The organism is Streptomyces sp. MB09-01 (assembly GCF_033794505.1).
Classification (GTDB): domain Bacteria; phylum Actinomycetota; class Actinomycetes; order Streptomycetales; family Streptomycetaceae; genus Streptomyces.
Map to the genome: position 1 here is coordinate 1 of NZ_JARAYQ010000001.1, position 18176 is coordinate 18176.

The 18176-nt window shown below is 73.5% G+C and carries 13 protein-coding genes; 7 read left to right on the forward strand and 6 right to left on the reverse strand.

Annotated elements, in window-relative coordinates; all coding sequences use genetic code 11:
• Window positions 1-41 precede the first annotated feature (41 nt).
• Together PV721_RS00005 and PV721_RS00010 are read right to left on the reverse strand one after the other, a co-directional pair.
• A complete protein-coding gene (locus PV721_RS00005; RefSeq protein WP_319720635.1) occupies window positions 42-1280 on the reverse strand; it encodes an ROK family transcriptional regulator in 1239 nt (412 codons plus the stop codon).
• A 130-nt stretch (window positions 1281-1410) separates the two neighbouring features.
• A complete protein-coding gene (locus tag PV721_RS00010; protein WP_319720636.1) occupies window positions 1411-2508 on the reverse strand; it encodes a mechanosensitive ion channel family protein in 1098 nt (365 codons plus the stop codon).
• Between the two features lie 270 nt (window positions 2509-2778).
• Here PV721_RS00010 and PV721_RS00015 point away from each other — a divergent pair, with 270 nt between their 5' ends.
• The gene (locus PV721_RS00015; RefSeq protein WP_189737015.1) at window positions 2779-3315 is read left to right on the forward strand and encodes an HNH endonuclease; all 537 of its coding nucleotides are present in this window, start codon (window positions 2779-2781) and stop codon (window positions 3313-3315) included.
• 144 nt (window positions 3316-3459) lie between these two features.
• On the opposite strand, the gene PV721_RS00020 is transcribed toward PV721_RS00015, so the two are convergent.
• The gene (locus PV721_RS00020) at window positions 3460-6471 is read right to left on the reverse strand and encodes a beta-N-acetylglucosaminidase domain-containing protein (RefSeq protein ID WP_319720637.1); all 3012 of its coding nucleotides are present in this window, start codon (window positions 6469-6471) and stop codon (window positions 3460-3462) included.
• A 201-nt stretch (window positions 6472-6672) separates the two neighbouring features.
• Between PV721_RS00020 and PV721_RS00025 the strand changes: the two genes are divergently transcribed.
• Together PV721_RS00025 and PV721_RS00030 are read left to right on the forward strand one after the other, a co-directional pair.
• Window positions 6673-8697 carry a 4-alpha-glucanotransferase gene (locus tag PV721_RS00025; RefSeq protein WP_319720638.1) on the forward strand — a complete coding sequence of 675 codons (2025 nt, stop codon included), beginning with the start codon at window positions 6673-6675 and terminating at the stop codon, window positions 8695-8697.
• 20 nt (window positions 8698-8717) lie between these two features.
• Complete coding sequence (locus tag PV721_RS00030) at window positions 8718-8957, forward strand: hypothetical protein (protein WP_319720639.1); 240 nt, start codon at window positions 8718-8720, stop codon at window positions 8955-8957.
• A gap of 118 nt (window positions 8958-9075) precedes the next feature.
• Here PV721_RS00030 and PV721_RS00035 read toward each other — a convergent pair whose 3' ends face one another.
• On the reverse strand, window positions 9076-9567 hold the full coding sequence (locus PV721_RS00035) for a MarR family transcriptional regulator (RefSeq protein ID WP_319720640.1): 492 nt from the start codon (window positions 9565-9567) through the stop codon (window positions 9076-9078).
• Window positions 9568-9675: 108 nt separating this feature from the next.
• On the opposite strand from PV721_RS00035, the gene PV721_RS00040 reads away from it, so the two are divergent.
• The 4 genes from PV721_RS00040 to PV721_RS00055 are packed head-to-tail and all read left to right on the forward strand — an operon-like array spanning window position 9676 to window position 13868.
• Window positions 9676-10992: an MFS transporter gene (locus PV721_RS00040; protein WP_319720641.1), complete on the forward strand. Its 1317-nt coding sequence runs from the start codon at window positions 9676-9678 to the stop codon at window positions 10990-10992.
• Between the two features lie 50 nt (window positions 10993-11042).
• Window positions 11043-11975, forward strand: a complete 933-nt coding sequence (locus PV721_RS00045) for an EamA family transporter (protein ID WP_319720642.1) — start codon at window positions 11043-11045, stop codon at window positions 11973-11975.
• Window positions 11976-12028: 53 nt separating this feature from the next.
• The gene (locus PV721_RS00050) at window positions 12029-12958 is read left to right on the forward strand and encodes a DMT family transporter (RefSeq protein WP_319720644.1); all 930 of its coding nucleotides are present in this window, start codon (window positions 12029-12031) and stop codon (window positions 12956-12958) included.
• 10 nt (window positions 12959-12968) lie between these two features.
• Window positions 12969-13868 carry a LysR family transcriptional regulator gene (locus PV721_RS00055; RefSeq protein ID WP_319720645.1) on the forward strand — a complete coding sequence of 300 codons (900 nt, stop codon included), beginning with the start codon at window positions 12969-12971 and terminating at the stop codon, window positions 13866-13868.
• Window positions 13869-14160: 292 nt separating this feature from the next.
• Here the strand turns inward: PV721_RS00055 and pepN are convergent, their stop codons facing one another.
• Both pepN and PV721_RS00065 read right to left on the reverse strand, forming a co-directional pair.
• Window positions 14161-16752: an aminopeptidase N gene (pepN, locus tag PV721_RS00060; RefSeq protein ID WP_319720646.1), complete on the reverse strand. Its 2592-nt coding sequence runs from the start codon at window positions 16750-16752 to the stop codon at window positions 14161-14163.
• Window positions 16753-16916: 164 nt separating this feature from the next.
• Complete coding sequence (locus PV721_RS00065) at window positions 16917-17945, reverse strand: aspartate-semialdehyde dehydrogenase (protein WP_319720647.1); 1029 nt, start codon at window positions 17943-17945, stop codon at window positions 16917-16919.
• Window positions 17946-18176: the final 231 nt, after the last annotated feature.

Below are 18176 nucleotides of genomic sequence, written 5' to 3' on the forward strand. Positions count from 1 at the left end.
CTCAAATGTGCTGTGTCTCCATACTGCCATTCTGCTGCCGGTCAGCTTTGTTGTTTTTGATGCTTCCGCGACCACGCAAGTCTAACCCTTTTAGGTCGGCCGCAGCGAGCGCCGTGCAGGACCGGCCGTTCCCGTACCTCGCCGGGGACCAGCAGGGGCCGGGAGGGAGCCAGTTCGGCGAGCTCGGCCTCCAGCAGCGCGCGCAGCGGCTCGCCGCCCGCGCTGATCGCGGCCCCGGACAGGACCACGATCTCCGGGTCCAGCACGGCGACGAGCGAGGCGAGACCGGTGGCGAGGGCCGTGGCGTAGGACTGGAGGAAGCTCAGGTGCGCGCCCTCGGGAGCGGCGGCCGCCTGCCCGAGCAGGGCGACGGCGGCGGCGACCTCGGGGCTGTGCGGGCCGTGATGGCCGTCGGAGGCGGGCCCGGGCGCGGCCTCCATGCCCAGTTCCGCGGCGAGCCGGGGCAGTCCCTCCACGCCGGCCAGCTCCTGGTAACCGCCCGAGTTGGCCCGGGTGACCTGCCGGACCAGGGGGCGGCCGGGCACGGGCAGGAAGCCCACCTCGCCCGCGCCGCCGGTCCAGCCGCGGTGCAGCCTGCCGCCGAGCACCAGCGCGGCGCCGAGGCCTTCCTCGTTCCAGAGCAGTACGAAGTCCTCGTGGCCGCGGGCCGCGCCGAGGCGCTGCTCGGCGACGGCGGCGAGGTTGACGTCGTTCTCGTACTCCACGGGCATCGGCAGGGCCGCCGCCAGGTCTTCGAGCAGGGTGGGGGAGTGCCAGCCGGGCAGGTGGCTCGCGTAGCGCAGCCGGCCGCTCTGCGGATCGAAGGCGCCCGGGGTGGCGATGACCACCCGGTGCAGGTCGGAGCGGTGCAGCCCGGCGGCCTTGACGGCCCCGCCGAGGGCCTCGGTCACCTGGTCCACGGCCTGGGCGCCCTCGGTGTACGGGACCTCGTGGGAGGCGATCACCGTCCCGGCGAGGTCGGCGACGGCCGCCAGCACGCGCCCCGGGGTGACGTCGAGCCCGCCGACGTACGCGGCGCGGGGGTTGAGCGCGTACAGCTGGGCGCTGGGGCCGGGGCGGCCGCCGTCGGTGCCGGTGGCCAGGACGAGTCCGGCGGCTTCCAGGCGGGCCAGCAGCTGGGAGGCGGTGGGTTTGGACAGTCCGGTCAGGTGCCCGATGCGGGTCCGCGACAGCGGGCCGTGCGTCAGGAGGAGTTCGAGCGCGGCCCGGTCGTTCATGGCGCGCAACAGACTGGGCGTTCCGGGCGTGGCGGCGGGCATCGAGCGGGTCTCCCTCACCGAGGCGATCTGTTAGGTAAGTTTCCTATCACCGTGTGATCCGTGTCAATGCCGCTGCCCCGCAGGTCATTCGCGAATGACCTGCGGGGCAGCGGGGGCGGAACGGGGGCGGCTACTTCGTGATCCGCGGACCGGCCGGCGACGGGATCGGGGCGGTGGCCAGCGACTGCGGGGAGGCCGGGTTCGCCAGTGCCGACGGCGCGGCGACGGAGGCCGAGGGGTCCGCAGGGGCCTCGTCCTCGTCCTCCCCGGCCGGCGGGCCGCCGATGATCCGGATGCCCGCGGCGTCGAAGGCCTCCTTGATCCGCCAGCGCAGTTCCCGCTCCACCGCGAACTGCTGGCCCGGCATGGTCTTCGCCGACACCTTCACCGTCATCGAGGCGAGCAGCACCTCGTCCAGGCCGAGGACCTCTACCGGACCCCACAGGCGCTCGTCCCACGGGGAGGCCTTCACCAGGGTGTCGGCGACCTCCTGGACCACCTCGCGGATCCGCGACAAATTCTCCGTGGGCTTGACCTGGACGTCCACGCCCGCGGTCGCCCAGCCCTGGCTGAGGTTGCCGATCCGCTTGATCTCGCCGTTGCGCACGTACCAGATCTCGCCGTTGTCCCCGCGCAGCTTGGTCACGCGCAGCCCGACCTCGATGACCTCGCCCGAGGCCACGCCCGCGTCGATCTTGTCGCCGACGCCGTACTGGTCCTCCATGATCATGAAGACGCCGGACAGGAAGTCCGTGACCAGGTTCCGCGCGCCGAAACCGATGGCCACACCGGCCACACCGGCACTCGCCAGGAGCGGGGCCAGATCGATCTTCAGTGCGGCCAGCACCATCAGCGCGGCCGTGCCGAGGATCAGGAACGAGGCCACCGACCGCAGGACCGAGCCGATCGCCTCCGAACGCTGGCGCCGCCGCTCGGCATTGACGAGCAGCCCGCCGAGCGCGGTGCCCTCGACCGCCTCGGCGCTGGTGTTCATCCGGTTGATCAGCTTGGTCAGGGCCTTGCGGACCGCCGAGCGTATGACCGCCGCGATCACCACGATCAGCAGGATGCGCAGGCCGATGCTCAGCCAGGTGGCCCAGTTCTGCTCGATGAAGCTCGCGGCCTCGGTGACGCTGGCCTGCGCCTCCTTGACCGAGGCGGGCGCGTCCGGAACGTCGGCTGCCAACGGCAGCAGAGCGGCGGGCCAGGGCACGACGGGAACCTCCATGTATAGCGGTCTGCCCGCTGGGGGTCCCCCCGGACGGAGCCCGGGGGAAGTCGTGCGGGCCAGACCAACCACACTAACGGGGCAATCCCTTCACCTTGGTGCCGTGTTCGAGGGAGAGACCAGACTCACCTGGGGATGACTGACTGTGGTTGAAAACACCTCGGACCCGTTACGGGCGCGTGGTGGCGCTTCGACCAGCCGTAAGGAGAGACTGGAGAGCAGATCGTCCCGGCGCGAGCCACGCGCCGCCGACGTACAAGGAGGCAGTCCGTGCCGCACGTCCTGGTCCTCAATGCGTCGTACGAGCCCCTCGGCGTCGTACCGCTCCGCCGCGCGCTCGTCCTCGTCCTGGAGAACAAAGCGGTCTCCCTGGAGGAATCCGGCGCCTATCTGCACAGCGCGACGAGGGTCGTCCCCGCTCCCAGCGTGGTACGGCTCAAGCGCTTCGTGCGGGTCCCCTACCGGGGGCCCGTTCCACTCACCCGGCGCGCCCTGTTCGCGCGGGACGGCGGCCGCTGCATGTACTGCGGCGCCGTCGCCACCAGCGTCGACCACGTCATCCCGCGCAGCCGGGGCGGACAGCACGCCTGGGACAACGTCGTCGCCGCGTGCCGCCGCTGCAACCACGTCAAGGCCGACCGGCACCTGCTGGAGCTGGGCTGGCGCCTGCGCCACCAGCCGGCGCCCCCCTCCGGGCTGGCCTGGCGGATCATCGGGACCGGGCACCGGGACCCCCGCTGGATGCCGTACCTCCAGCCGTACGGCGCCGAGGACGCGCTGGAGCGCATCGGGGTCGCGGCGTCTTGACGGGCCCCCGCCGGGGGCTTCGCAGCGGGACCCCGCCGGGTTGCGCCCGTCGGCCGGCCGCGGCCCGGCCTCCCCGGGCCCCGGCCCCGCGCCCCCAACGCCGGCGAGGCTGGAATCCAGCCCCGGCCGTAGCCCCGGCCGGGGCTACGGCGTGACCGCGTAGGCCTCCGCCGACCAGAGGGAGCAGCCGTAGCGGGTGGCGCGGCGGTCGCACGTGATGCGGAGGAAGCGGGTGTCGGGCGCGTCCAGGCGGATCGACTCGTGGCCGCCCGCGGAGGCGGTGACGGACGCCGCCGGGCGCCAGGTGACACCGTCCGCGGAGGTCTCCACCCGGTAGGCGGACGGGTACGCGTCCTGCCAGTGCAGCTCCAGCCGGCCGACACGGGCGGGGGCGGGCAGCTGTGCCTGCCACCAGGCTCCGTCCACCGGCGGTGAGGACCAGCGGGTGGTCGCGGAGCCGTCCACGGCCGCCGAGGCCGGGAAATCGGGGGTCTCGTCCGCCGAGGAGCTCGCCCGCGCGGTGCGCAGCAGGTCCGGGCCGCCGGTGCGGGGCACGGCCCGTACGGTCAGGATCCGGGTCTCGCCGTCGAAGGTGACCGGGACCTGGTAGGTGCCCGGCGCGGTGGTCGGCGCCACCACGACCTCCAGCGGGATCGACACCTGCCCGCCGCGCGGCGCCACCGCGGCCTCCGGGAGGCGGACCTCTATGCCCGCCGGCGGCCGCGCCGACAGCTGCCCGCGGACCTCGCCGGGGCCCAGCGCGACCAGCTGCGCCGAAACCCGCCGCGGGGCGCCGCCGATCTCGGCGTCGGCCGCGGCCCCGTCCGTCAGTTCGAAGCGGGCGCGCGGGCCGTCCCCGAACCACGGGACCACCCGGTGCACCACGGGCGCGGCGCCCGTTCCGGCCCAGGACAGCCGTACCGCGTCCGCGCTCAGTCCGGCCGTGTCCACCTGGGTCCAGCCCGAGGCCGCGGCGTCGGCGACCTTGCGCCAGCCCTCGCCCGGTACGTGCGCCTCCACCGCCGCGCCCCGCGTCCCCGCCGGGAACGGCTCCGTCATCACGGTCACCGCCGACACCGGGCGCGCGGTGTTCAGCCGGACCGTCCAGGCCTCCGGTTCCTTCGTCACCGTGCCCGTGGTGCGGGCGGCGCCGGTCCAGGCGTCCGCCTCCGCCGCAGCCTTCGTCAGGAAGGGCTCCAGGACGGCCTTGTCCACCCGGGCCGGCCCCGGTTCCGCCAGCGCCTTGCGGGCCTCGGCCAGGGCCCGGGAGGCCTGCCAGGCGGCGGCCCCGTCCCCGCGGGCCTGGGCCTGCAGGACGTCCACGGCCAGTTCGCCGGCCTTTCCGTAGCGCGCCAGCCGCTCCAGCCAGGGCCCCGCCTCGTCCGACAGGGCCGGCAGCCGGCCGGGGGCCTCGCGCAGGACCGTGAACGCCTTGCGCAGCTCGGCCCCGGCCGCCGGGTCGCCCGTGGCGCGGGCCTTCCAGAACTGCTCGACCAGCGGCTTCAGATAGGCGGACTCCTCCTGCTTCAGACCCGACGACGCGGTGTTCCCGGCCAGCGCCGCCACCGCCTCGCGCTCCCGCGGGTCGGAGCCCGCGAGATCGCGCACCGCCGCCTGCCAGGACTCGCCGGCCCGGTAGCCGCGCGGGTTCCAGGCGAAGTCCGCGGCCGTGAAGAGCGGGATCCGCGACAGGATCGGCTGCTGCATCGCGTTGGCCAGCAGCGCCGCCGAGCCGCCCGCCACCGCGGGATCGCGGCCCGCGTACGGGCCGAGGAAGATGCGGCCCGGATCCCAGTCGTTGACCGGGTAGTTGTCCATGGTGATCAGGGGCTGCTGCCCCAGGGCGGAGCGCGCCCCGGCCAGTTCCCTGCCCGTGATCGTGCGCGGCACCACGCCGACGCCCGTCCAGGCCACCTCCACCCGCGCGTCCAGCGCGCCCGCCAGGGCCGTCCGGTAGGAGGTGGCGCCCTCCTGGTAGTACTCCGTCGGCAGCAGCGACAGGGCGGGCCCGCCCGGATACCGGGCTGCCAGGTGCGCGGCCAGCTCGTTCGCGACCTCCGCGTGCGCCTTCGCGGCCGCCGCCGGGCCCTTCCCGTACCGCTCCCGGTCCGCGCGGCAGCCCCATTCCGAGTAGCTGACGTCCTGGAACTGCACCTGGAACGCGCGGAAGCCCAGGTCCCACATCGCGTCCAGCTTGCGCGCGAGCGCCGCCCGGTCGGCCGCCGAGGACAGGCACATCGACTGGCCGGGGGTCACCGCCCAGGCCAGGACCACCTGGTTGGCGCGGGCCCGTTCGGCCAGCGCGCGGAACTCCTCCTGCTGCGCCTGCGGGTAGTCCGTGCGCCAGCCCGTCGTCCGGTACGGGTCGTCCCCGGGCGCGACCAACAGCCGGTTCTGCTTGGTGCGCCCCATGAAGTCCACTTGCGCGAGGCGCTGTTCGTTGGTCCACGGCTGCCCGTAGAAGCCCTCGGTGATCCCGCGCACCGGCGCGATCGGCCAGTCCCGCACCAGTACCCCGGGCACCTTCCCGCGGCCCGCCGCGAGCAGCTGGCGCAGCGTCTGCGCCGCGTGGAACAGCCCCGCGTCCCCCACGCCGGCCAGCGCGACCGTGTCCCGGCCGCCGGGCCGCCCCACCGCCAGCCGGTAGCCCCCGCTCGGCAGGTCCTTCGCCGCGGCCGCGCCCAGCGCCCGCAGCGCCTGCTCGGCACCTGCGTCGTCGAGCCGCACGACGGTGCCCCGCTCGGGCACCGGCGCCCCCGGGGCGGGCTCGTGGAGGGTGCGTACGCCCGCCCGGCGCAGGGCGTCCCGCACCACCTGGAGCGCGTACGGATCGGCGTCGGCCGGCGCCACCAGCACGGCCTCCGCGCCCAGCGGCACCTCGCGCGCCGGATCGGCGGTCATCGACTGCGGGCGCGGCCACACGGCGGGCCCCTCGGAGGCCGCCCTGGGGGTGTCGGCGCCGGGGTCGAGCACGGGGCCGACGGTGCCGTTGGCACCGACCGCGGCGCCGCCGCCGGCCGGCGTGCGGGTCGGCGTGTCCGGGGCGGAGGGCGCCGTGAGGGTGCCGGGCGGCGCGGCGGCCACGGCGCCGCCGAGCAGCGACCCGATCACCGCGATGGCGGCGGCCGTCGACCGTTTCCTGCCCCTGAGCTGCACAGAGCCTCCTCGTCCCGAGACGTTCCCCACTCGCACGAATGAGCCCGAGCCCACCACCCGTGCGGCTGGAGTGTCAATGCGGGTGGGTGATCTGACCCGTATGTGCCAGGAATGCGGTCCCTCCGAGTGGGTATGGCTGCCGTGTTCCCCGGCGGCGCCCCGCCCTTCTGCACCACGCTTCTGACTCACCCTCATGCCGTCATGCCCGCACGCACGAAGGAGCGCCCGTTGATGGACGACCTGGCCCGGCTCGCTGCCCTGTACGGCATCGCCACCGCCTACCAGCCCGCCGAGGACGTCACCGTCCAGGTGCCGGAGGCCACCGTCAAGGCCGTCCTCGGGCTGCTCGGGGTGGTCACGGACGACGCCGAGAGCATCCGGGTGTCCGCCGAGGAGGAGTCGCGGGAGGCGGCCGCGCGGCTCCTGCCGCCGACGGTGGTGCTCTGGCAGGGGGAGCCCGTGCCGCCGGTGCCCGCCGCCCTCCCGCCGGGCACCCGGGTCCGCGTGGTGGCCGAGGAGACGGGGGAGGAGCTCGCGTGGGGCCCCGGACTGCCCCTGGGTGTCCACCGGCTCACCGCGCGGGCAGCCGACGGGCGGACCACCGGGGCCACCCTGGTCGTGGCCCCGGAGCGGGCCCCCGCCGCGACCGCGCGGGCCCACGGGCTGCTCGTCCAGCTCTACTCCCTGCTGTCCGAGCGCTCCTGGGGCATGGGCGACCTCGGCGACCTCGCGGCGCTCGCCCGCTGGGCCGGCCGCACCCACGGCGCCGGCTTCATCCAGGTCAACCCGCTGCACGCGGCCGTGCCCGGCACCCCGACCGACCCCTCCCCGTACCGGCCGTCCTCGCGCCGCTTCCCGGATCCGGTCCACCTGCGGATCGAGGACGTCCCGGAGTACGCCGACTGCCCCGACCGCGCGGCCCTCGCCGAACTCGCCGGGCAGGGTGCGCAACTGCGCCGCGAGGTGCTGGAGAAGGGTGCGCTCATCGACCGGGACGCCGTGTGGGACCTCAAGCGGCAGGCCCTGGAGCTGTTGTACGCCGTCCCGCGCACGCCCGAGCGCGAGGCGGCCTACCGCGCGTTCCTCGCCGAGCAGGGCGCTCCGCTGGACGTGCACGCCGCCTGGTGCGCCGGGCACGCGGGGGAGGACCCGGAGGAGCGCCGCGACTTCCACCGCTGGCTGGTCTGGCTGACGGACGGCCAGCTCGCCGCCGCCCAGCGGGCCGCCAGGGAGGCGGGCATGACGGTCGGCATCGTGCACGATCTGGCCGTCGGGGTGCACCCGCAGGGCTCCGACGTCTTCGGGTCGCCCTGCTACGCCGGGCACATCTCGGTCGGGGCCCCGCCGGACGCCTTCAACGCGCGCGGCCAGGACTGGGGGCTGCCGCCGTGGCGCCCGGACCGGCTGGCCGCCACCGCCTACGCCCCCTTCCGGGCCCTGCTGCGCGCGGTGTTCCGCTACGCCGGCGCGCTGCGGATCGACCACGTCATGGGCCTGTTCCGGCTGTGGTGGATCCCGGAGGGGACCCCGCCCGCCGAGGGCACCTACGTCGGCTACGACGGCGAGGCCATGCTGGCCATCCTGGTCCTGGAGGCCCACCGGGCCGGCGCCCTGGTCATCGGCGAGGACCTCGGGACGGTGGAGCCGCGGGTGCGTCAGGAGCTGGCCCGCCGCGGGGTGCTCGGCACCTCGGTGCTCTGGTTCGAGCGGGACTGGGCCGGCACCGGGAGCCCGCTCCCGCCGCAGGCCTGGCGGGCCGACTGCCTGGCCACCGCCACCACCCACGACCTGCCGCCCACGGCCGCCAAGCTCGCCGGGGCGCATGTGGAACTGCGCGACCGGCTCGGCCTGCTGACCCGCCCGGCCGCGCAGGAACGGGCCGAGGACGCCGCCGACACCGCCGAGTGGCTGGAACTGCTGGACCGGCTCGGCCTGGAGACCAAGGGCGAGGAGGCCGCCGTACGGGCGCTGTACGAGTTCCTGCTGCGCACCCCCGCGCGGCTGGTCGGCGTATGGCTGCCGGATGCGGTGGGGGACCGGCGGCCGCAGAACCTGCCCGGCACCTGGGACCAGTACCCCAATTGGCGGCTTCCGGTGGCCGATGCCGGGGGGCGGCCGCTGACGCTGGAGGAGCTGGTCGCCTCGCCCCGGGCGAACGGCCTGCTGGGGGCGCTGGCAGAGGGCGTGCGACCTCGTACGGCACCCCCGGGCGCGCGCCCCGTTTAGGTGTTCGCTACGTTTGCACCGTGGACAAGAAGAACGCTCTGCGCGCCGGCGCCGTCACGGCCGGAACGACGCTGATGATGCTGCTGATGACGTCTCCCGCCCTCGCGCTGACCCGCGACGACGGTGACGACCCGGGCCCGGGCCTGAGCGTCGGCGAGACGCTCGGCCTGTACGTGGCCCTGCCGATCGTGCTGTTCCTGGTCATCGCGGGTCTCGTGATGATCCTCGACAAGTCGGACCGGCAGCAGAAGCAGGCCTGAACAGGTCCGACCCCCCCGGGGTCGGGACCGCAGGACTTTCCGGGCGCCGGGGGTCCGCACCGCCGATTCGTCTCGGCCGTGTGGCGACCCCCGGCGCCTCGTCGTGTCCGCAGACGCCTCAGATGCCGGCCAGTAGCTTGCGCAGCAGGCCGGTGAGTACGCCGACCTCCTCGTCGCTCAGCCCGCTCAGCGCGTCGCGCTGCACCTCCAGGCCGGCGGCGACCGCCTCGTCGATGAGCGCGAGGCCGCGGTCGGTGATCGTCACCTGGAGCCCCCGCCGGTCGTGCGGATCGGGCTTGCGGCAGAGCAGCCCGGCCTTCTCCAGCTTGTCCAGCCGCCCGGTCATGCCGCCCGTGGTGAGCATGAGCGTGGCCGAGAGCTGGCGGGGCGAGAGGGTGTACGGGGCGCCCGAACGGCGCAGGGTGGCGACGACGTCGAACTCCCCGCGCGAGATCCCGAAGCGCGAGTAGCGCTCTTCCATCGCGTCGCCCATGGCCTTGGCGATCCGGTAGATGCGTCCGAAGACGGCCATGGGGGCCGTGTCCAGGTCCGGGCGCACGGCGAACCACTGGGCCGTGATCGCGTCGACGGCGTCCTTGTCCTCACTCATGAGTGCAGTATTCCGCTTCCCTGAGATTGTTCGCAAGAAAGTTGCTTGACGGAAAGTAGCTTAGCGCTAAGCTACTTACGAGCAACCGAATCTGGGGGAGGGGCCGTCATGGCAGTGTTCAGGAGCAGGACAGCGACAGCCGGGGAGGCGAAGGTCGCGGGGGAGCGGTCGCTGCTCCTCGGCATCGGCATCAGTGCGATCGGGATCGGCATGTACGTCCCGTTCTCGCTCGTCTTCTTCCACCACGTCACCGGCCTCTCCCTCACCCTCGTCGGCCTCGTCATGACGGTCACGGGGCTGGCCGGACTGGCGTTCATGCCGCTGGCCGGCTCGGCCGTCGACCGCCTCGGCGCCAAGAAGGTCAACCTGCTGCTCTACGGGATCCGGGCGCTCGGCTTCGCCCTCTTCCCCTTCGCGAGCTCCCTGCCCGCCTTCGCGGCCGTCGCCCTCGTCACCGCGCTCGCCGACCGCTCTTTCAGCGTCGTCCAGCAGTCCCTGATCGGAGAGGTGGCGCAGGGCGCCGCCCGCGACCGGCTCCAGGCGTCCACCCGGGCCCTGCAGAATGCCGGGATGGGCGCGGGCGCCCTGCTCGTCTCCGGAGTGCTGGCGCTGTGGGGGACCGGCGGATTCACGTACACCGCCTGGGGCAACTCGCTGGCCTTCGTCCTCGCCGGACTGCTCGTCAGCCGGGTCCGCCCGCTCCGCGACGGCGCGGCCGGCTCCGCCAAGCGGGCGGCTGCCGGGTACCGGATGGTCCTGCGCGACCGCCCCTTCCTCGGACTCACCGCCGCCAACTTCCTCACCGCGCTCGGCTACTCCGCCCTCTCCGTCCTCTTCCCGCTCTACCTCTCCACCTGGCTGGCTGCCCCCGACTCCCTCACCGGAGCCGCCTTCACCGTCAACACCGTCCTGTGCGCCGGGATCGGCGTGCTGATCGCGGGCCGGGTCCGCCGCTCCGGCGCCCGCCGCACCCGCTCGGCCGCCCTCGGCGCCCTGCTCTTCGCCGCCGCCTTCGTCGGGCAGATCGTCCTCGGCACCCTGCGCCCGGGGCAGACCGTGACCCTGGTCGCCCTGCTGGCCATCGTCGTCGTCTACACCCTCGGCGAACTGGTGCACAGCCCCTCCGGCGGCGCCCTGTCGGTCTCCGCCGCCCCCGAGGCCGTCCGCGGCCGCTACCTGGCCACCTACCAGCTGTCCTACTCGCTGGCCGGCGCGCTCGCCCCCTCCCTCTTCACCGCCCTGCTCGCCGTCGACGGCCGCCTGCCCTGGGCCGTCCTCACCGTCGCCGCACTCGGCGCCGCCCTGGCGCTGCTCCGGCTGGAGCGGCACCTGCCGGCCGAGGCCGTGCACGCCGAGCCGCCGGTCGCCGCCGGTGCCGCCGGCGGTGGCGCGGACCCCGAGCGCCGGCCGACCGTCGCCGCCTGAACCCTCCCGCCCGGTCCCGCCTTCCTCACCCGATCGAGGAGCCACCCGCCATGAAGCGCTTCGCCACCGTCGCCCTGACCGCCCTCGCCCCCGTCTCCTGGGGCTCCACCTATGCCGTGGCCACCGAACTGCTGCCGCCCGACCGGCCGCTGTTCACCGGGGTCATGCGGGCCCTGCCCGCCGGCCTGCTGCTGACCGCCCTGGCCCGCACCCTGCCCAAGGGCGAGTGGTGGTGGAAGTCCGCCGTCCTCGGCATCCTCAACATCGGCGCCTTCTTCCCGCTCCTCTTCCTCTCCGCCTACCGGCTCCCCGGCGGTGTCGCCGCCGTACTGGGCGCCGTCGGCCCGCTGTTCGTCGTAGGACTCGCCGCCCTCGTCCTCGGGGAGCGGGCGAGCCTGCGCACCGTACTGGCGGCCGTCGTGGGAGCGTTCGGCGTGAGCATGGTCGTCCTCACCGCCGAGGCGAGACTCGACGCCGTCGGCGTCGTCGCCGGCGTGATCTCCTCCGCCTCGATGGGTGCGGGCACCGTCATGACCAAGCGCTGGGGCCGTCCCGAAGGAGTCGGCCCGCTGGCGATGACCGGCTGGCAGCTCACCGCCGGCGGGCTGTTCATCATCCCGGTCGCCGCCCTCGTCGAGGGAGCCCCGCCCGCGCTCGACGGCAAGGCCTTCCTCGGCTACGGCTACATGATGCTGATCAACACCGGTATCGCGTACTGGCTCTGGTTCCGCGGCATCGGACAGCTCACCGCCACCTCGGTCACCCTGCTCGGACCGCTCTCCCCGCTCACCGCCGCCGTCATCGGCTGGGCCGCCCTGGGCCAGGCGCTGTCGCCCGTACAGCTCGTGGGCATGGCGATCGCCTTCGGAGCCACCGTCGCCGGTCAGCTGGCGGCCGCCCGCACCCCCCAACCGTTCAGTTCTACTGAAAAGAACGATCGAAACATTTCGATGGACCTGACCGATGACGGGATGCGACGGTAGTCCGACGACAAAGAGCCGGACCGACTCCGAGGGGGAGACACACAGTGGCCGTCATGGACCGCGACCGCGACCGCGTCCGTACCGTTTCGCACGCCGAGCCCGGCCGCACGGGGAAGAAGGGGGCCGCCGGACTCGGCGTCCTCCTCGCCCTGACCGCGACGCTCGTCTGGTCCGGCAGCTTCGTGGCCACCCGGGGAATGGCCGAGACCGTCCCGCCCGTGCAGGCGGTCTTCTGGCGCTGGATCATCGCCCTGATCGCCGTCGCCCCCTTCGCCGCCCGCCAGGCCTGGCAGCAGCGGGCCCTGATCCGGCGGCACTTCGGCCACATCGCCCTCGCCTCGCTGTTCGGCGTCGCCCTCTACAACACGCTCGTGCACCAGGCCGGACTGACCACCTCCGCCTCCAACATGGGCATGATCATGGCCGCCTCGCCCGTCATCATGGCGCTCTACGCCCGCCTCGGCGGCGAACGGCTCGGCCCCCGGCGGACCTTCGGGATGCTGCTCGCCGCCTTCGGCGTGCTGCTGCTCGTCGGCGACGGCTCCCTCGGATTCGACTTCGGCGCGGGCGACCTGTGGATGTTCGGCGCCGCCCTCTCCTTCGCCACGTACAGCGCCCTGCTGCGGCGCAAGCCCGCCGAACTGGGCGGACTCGCCTTCCTGATCACCACCTTCGTCCTGGGCGCGCTGATGCTGGCACCCGTCTACGCCGTCTCCGTCTCCGTCCAGGGAGGCTTCGAGATCACCACGGGGACCGTCGGTCCGCTGCTGTACGTCGGGGTGTTCTCCTCGGCCGTCGCCTTCTTCGCCTGGAACAAGGCGATCTCGATCATCGGGGCGGCCCGCGCCGGCGTCGTCTACTACCTCCAGCCGGTGTGCGTGGCCGGGCTCGGCTTCCTGCTCCTGGGCGAGCAGACCGGACCCGCGCAACTGCTCTGCATGGCGCTGATCCTGGGCGGTGTCGGGCTCGGTGCCCGGCGGTAGGTTCGGGCCCATGACCGAGTGGGACATCAAGAAGCTGCGGATCCTGCGGGCCCTCGCCGAACAGGGGACCGTGACCGCGACGGCCGAGGCGCTGCACATGACGCCCTCGGCCGTTTCGCAGCAGCTGACGAACCTCGCGCGGCAGCTGGGGGTGACCCTGCTGGAGGCCGAGGGCCGGCGGGTCCGCCTCACCGACGCGGCCCACCTCGTCCTGCGGCACGCGGAGGCGGTGTTCGCACAGCTGGAGGCGGCCGACGCGGAACTGGCCGGCTATCTGGCCGGGGACGCGGGGGAGGTACGGGTCGGTGCCTTCTCCACGGCCGTGCCCGCGCTCGTGGTCCCGGCCGTGGCGGCGCTGCGCACGACCCGTCCGGGGGTGGAGGTACGGGTCCGGGAGGCCGAGGCGGCGGAGTCGTACGAGCTCCTGTCGGCCGGGGGAGTGGACCTGGCGCTGTCGCTGGCGGCCCACGCGCCGACCGCGCGCGACGCCCGGTTCACCCGGGTGACGCTCCTGGAGGACCCGCTGGACGTGGCGCTCCCGCCGGGGCATCCGCTGGCGGCCGCGGCCGGCCTGCGGCTGGCGGACCTGTCCGGCGACCGGTGGATCTACGGGGGCAGCGGCCCCTGGTCGGAGATCACCCGCACCGCGTGCGAGGCGGCGGGCTTCGTCCCGGAGCAGGCGCACTCGGCCTCCGGCTGGACGGCGATCCTGGCCATGGTCGAGGCGGGGATGGGGGTGGCGCTGGTCCCGCGCATGGTGTCGAGCCGGGCCTCGGGGGTGGCGGTGCGGGTGCTGTCGCAGGACCGGCCGACGCGGCACGTGATCGCCGCGGTCCGGCGGGGCGCCGAATCCGCGCCCGCCCTGTCCCACGTGCTGGCCGCCCTGCGCGCCGTCGCCGCGGAGCGCTGACCGCAGGCCGCGGATGGGCCGCTGCGCGGAGCCGTCTCCCCGCCCCGCCCCTTCACCGTTTCCCAGGGCTGTGCCCCGGACCCCGTACGTGCGCTGCGCGCCCGTGCCCTCAAACGCCGGGCGGGCTGAAATACCCGGGCTCCGCCCGGACCCGGTCCTCGAACGTCGGACGGCTGGAAGATCCAGCCCCGCCGGCGTTTGAGGCGCGGGGGCCCGGGGGCTGGTCCCCGGGAACGGCGCCGCACCCGCGGGAGACGTTGCTTCCGCGGGTGCGGGCGGAGCCCGGAGGCCTCTAGACCTGAGCGGCAGCGGCAGCGGCGTCGGCCGCCTGGGCCTTCAGCGCGCGCTCGACGCCCGCGCGGGACTCCGAGACCAGGCGGCGCAGGGCCGCGTTCGGCTCGGCCGAGGCCAGCCACGCGTCCGTCGCGTCCAGGGTGTCCGCAGAGACCTGGAGCGTCGGGTACAGACCCACCGCGATCTGCTGCGCGATCTCGTGGCTGCGGGTGTCCCAGACCTCCTTGACCGCCGCGAAGTACTTCGCGGTGTACGGGGCCAGCAGCTCGCGCTGGTCGGTCTGGACGAAGCCGCCGATCACGGCCTCCTGCACGGCGTTGGGGAGGTCCGCGGACTCCACCACCGAGGCCCACGCCTGGGCCTTGGCCTCCGCCGTCGGCCGCGCCGCGCGCGCGGTCGCCGCGTGGCGCTCACCGGCGGCCGTGGGGTCCCGGTCCAGCTCCGCCGCGATGGCCGCCTCCTCGGCAACGCCCGTCGCGGCGAGCCGCTCCAGGAACGTCCACCGCAGCTCGGTGTCGACGGCCAGGCCCTCGACCTCCGCCGCGCCGTCGAGCAGCGCCGACAGGTAGGTCAGCTGCCCCTCGGTACGGGCGGTGGCCGCGAAGGCCCGCGCCCACGCCAGCTGGTGGTCGCTGCCCGGCGCCGCCGCACGCAGGTGCTCCAGCGTGGCCTCGGTCCAGGCCGCCAGGCCCTGCTCCCGCCACGCCGGGTCGGCGTACAGGTCCACGGCCAGCTTCACCTGGCGGTGCAGCGACTGGACGACGCCGATGTCGGACTCCTTGCCGATGCCGGAGAGGACCAGCGCGAGGTAGTCGCGGGTGGCGAGCTCGCCGTCCCGCGTCATGTCCCAGGCGGAGGCCCAGCACAGCGCGCGCGGCAGGGACTCCGCGAAGTCGCCGATGTGCGCCGTGACCGTGGCGAGGGACTCCTCGTCGAGGCGGACCTTCGCGTACGACAGGTCGTCGTCGTTCAGCAGGACGACCGCCGGGCGGGCCCGGCCGACGAGCTCCGGCACCGTGGTGAGCGCGCCGTCGATGTCCAGCTCGATCCGGTCGGTGCGCACGAGGGCGCCGTCCTGGAGCTCGTACAGGCCGACCGCGATGCGGTGCGGGCGCAGGGTGGACTCGCCCTTGGCGCCGGCGGGCAGCGCGGGCGCCTCCTGGCGGATGCCGAAGGCCGTGATCAGGCCGTCCGCGTCAGTGGTGATCTCGGGGCGCAGGATGTTGATGCCGGCCGTCTCCAGCCAGGCCTTCGACCAGGCGGTCAGGTCGCGGCCCGAGGTCTCCTCCAGGGCGCCCAGCAGGTCCGACAGGCGCGTGTTCCCGAAGGCGTGCGCCTTGAAGTACGCCTGCACGCCCTTGAAGAAGGCCTCCATGCCGACGTAGGCGACGAGCTGCTTGAGCACCGAGGCGCCCTTGGCGTACGTGATGCCGTCGAAGTTGACCATGACGTCGTCGAGGTCACGGATGTCCGCCATGATCGGGTGCGTGGACGGCAGCTGGTCCTGCCGGTAGGCCCACGTCTTCATGGAGTTGGCGAACGTGGTCCACGCGTGCGGCCACTTCGAGCCCTCCGCGTACGCCTGGCAGGCGATCGACGTGTAGGTGGCGAAGGACTCGTTCAGCCACAGGTCGTTCCACCACTCCATGGTGACGAGGTCGCCGAACCACATGTGGGCGAGCTCGTGGAGGATGGTCTCCGCGCGCACCTCGTACGCCGCGTCCGTCACCTTCGAGCGGAAGACGTACTGGTCGCGGATGGTGACCGCGCCCGCGTTCTCCATGGCGCCCGCGTTGAACTCGGGGACGAAGAGCTGGTCGTACTTGGCGAAGGGGTAGTCGTAGGCGAACTTCTCCTGGAACCAGTCGAAGCCCTGCCGGGTCACGTCGAAGATCGCGTCCGCGTCGAGGAACTCGGCGAGCGAGGGACGGCAGTAGATGCCGAGCGGGACGGACTGGCCGTCCTTGCCCTCGTACGAGCTGTGCACCGCGTGGTAGGGCCCGACGATCAGCGCCGTGATGTACGAGGAGATGCGCGGGGTCGGCTCGAAGCGCCAGACGTTGTCCTTGACGTCCGCGGCCTCCGGCGTGGGCGAGTTCGAGATGACCGTCCAGCCCTCGGGCGCCGTCACGGTGAACTGGAACGTGGCCTTCAGGTCGGGCTGCTCGAAGCTGGCGAAGACCCGCCGCGCGTCCGGCACCTCGAACTGGGTGTAGAGGTAGGCCTGCTGGTCGACCGGGTCCACGAAGCGGTGCAGGCCCTCACCGGTGTTCGTGTACGCGCAGTCCGCGACGACCCGGAGCTCGTTGGCCCCGGCCGCCAGGTGGTCCAGGGCGATGCGGGAGTCCCGGAAGACCGCCGCGACGTCCAGCGACCTGCCGTTGAGGACGACCTCGTGCACGGCCGGTGCGACCAGGTCGATGAAGGTCTCGGCCCCGGCCTCGGCCGACTGGAAGCGCACGGTGGTCACGGACGGGTAGGTGCCGCCCTCCTGCGCTCCGCTGAGATCGAGTTCGATCTCGTAGGAGTCGACGGTGAGCAGCTTTGCCCGCTGCTGGGCCTCTTCACGGGTGAGATTCGTGCCTGGCACGCGGTCATCTCCTTTGATGGTGACGTTGCCCCGTCATCCTTCCACGAGGGGGACGCCACCGGCGCGGAGTAATCCACCGGCGAACACGGCGGCGGAAACAGGCCGGATACGGCGAAAGGGGAGGAAGCCGCGCGGGCCTCCTCCCCTTCGTCGTGCGGGCGGCGTCAGCCGCGGAGCTCCTCCGCGACGAGCTCCGCGATCTGGACCGCGTTCAGGGCCGCGCCCTTGCGGAGGTTGTCGTTCGAGAGGAACAGCGCGAGGCCGTTCTCCACCGTCTCGTCGGAGCGGATGCGGCCCACGTACGAGGCGTCCTTGCCGGCGGCCTGGAGGGGGGTCGGGATCTCCGACAGCTCGACGCCCGGGGCGTCCTTCAGGAGCTCGTACGCGCGCTCGACGCTGATCGGGCGGTCGAAGCGGGCGTTGATCTGGAGGGAGTGGCCGGAGAAGACCGGCACGCGCACGCAGGTGCCCGAGACCTTGAGCTCCGGGATCTCCAGGATCTTGCGGGACTCGTTGCGGAGCTTCTGCTCCTCGTCGGTCTCGAAGGAGCCGTCGTCGACGATCGAGCCCGCGAGCGGGACGACGTTGTAGGCGATGGGGCGCTTGTAGACGGCCGGCTCCGGGAAGTCCACCGCGCCGCCGTCGAAGGTCAGCTGGTCGGCGGCCTCGGAGACCGCGCAGGCCTGGCCCTTGAGCTCGGCCACGCCGGCCAGGCCCGAGCCGGACACGGCCTGGTAGGTGGTGGCGATCAGCGCGGACAGGCCGGCCTCGTCGTGCAGCGGGCGCAGCACCGGCATCGCGGCCATGGTGGTGCAGTTCGGGTTCGCGATGATGCCCTTGGGGCGGTTCTTGATCGCGTGCGGGTTGACCTCGGAGACCACGAGGGGCACCTCCGGGTCGCGGCGCCAGGCGGAGGAGTTGTCGATCACGACGGCGCCCTGGGAGGCGACCTTCTCGGCCAGCGCCCGGGAGGTCGCGCCGCCCGCGGAGAACAGCACGATGTCCAGGCCCGAGTAGTCGGCCGTGGAGGCGTCCTCGATGGTGATCTCCCGGCCCTCCCACTGGAGGGTGGAGCCCGCGGAACGGGCCGAGGCGAACAGCCGCAGCTCGTCCACCGGGAACTTCCGCTCGGCGAGGATGCCGCGCATGACTCCGCCGACCTGTCCGGTGGCTCCGACGATTCCGACCCTCACGGTGACTCCTTTGGTACGTACGACGCGGGCGCGCGTGGAGCCATCATGCGTTCGACCCCACGAGCCTTGTCCAATCCATTGTCCGAGGAACGGACGGTGTCCTGAACGTGAACGTGTGTGACGAGTCCGTGGCGGGCGTGTTGCAGGGCCTCTGAACATCCCTTTTGCCAGGTCGGAGCCGGTTAGCGTCCGATCTGTCATGACCGCATTCCGGACATGGCCGACCGTAGA

Bases quoted from the DNA above. Each gene is read 5' to 3' on its own strand.
- PV721_RS00025 (WP_319720638.1), top strand. From the start codon at position 6,673: ATGCCCGCACGCACGAAGGAGCGCCCGTTGATGGACGACCTGGCCCGG.
- PV721_RS00010 (WP_319720636.1), bottom strand. From the start codon at position 2,508: ATGGAGGTTCCCGTCGTGCCCTGGCCCGCCGCTCTGCTGCCGTTGGCA.
- PV721_RS00045 (WP_319720642.1), top strand. From the start codon at position 11,043: ATGAAGCGCTTCGCCACCGTCGCCCTGACCGCCCTCGCCCCCGTCTCC.
- PV721_RS00005 (WP_319720635.1), bottom strand. From the start codon at position 1,280: ATGCCCGCCGCCACGCCCGGAACGCCCAGTCTGTTGCGCGCCATGAAC.
- PV721_RS00050 (WP_319720644.1), top strand. From the start codon at position 12,029: ATGGACCGCGACCGCGACCGCGTCCGTACCGTTTCGCACGCCGAGCCC.
- PV721_RS00055 (WP_319720645.1), top strand. From the start codon at position 12,969: ATGACCGAGTGGGACATCAAGAAGCTGCGGATCCTGCGGGCCCTCGCC.
- PV721_RS00040 (WP_319720641.1), top strand. From the start codon at position 9,676: ATGGCAGTGTTCAGGAGCAGGACAGCGACAGCCGGGGAGGCGAAGGTC.
- PV721_RS00035 (WP_319720640.1), bottom strand. From the start codon at position 9,567: ATGAGTGAGGACAAGGACGCCGTCGACGCGATCACGGCCCAGTGGTTC.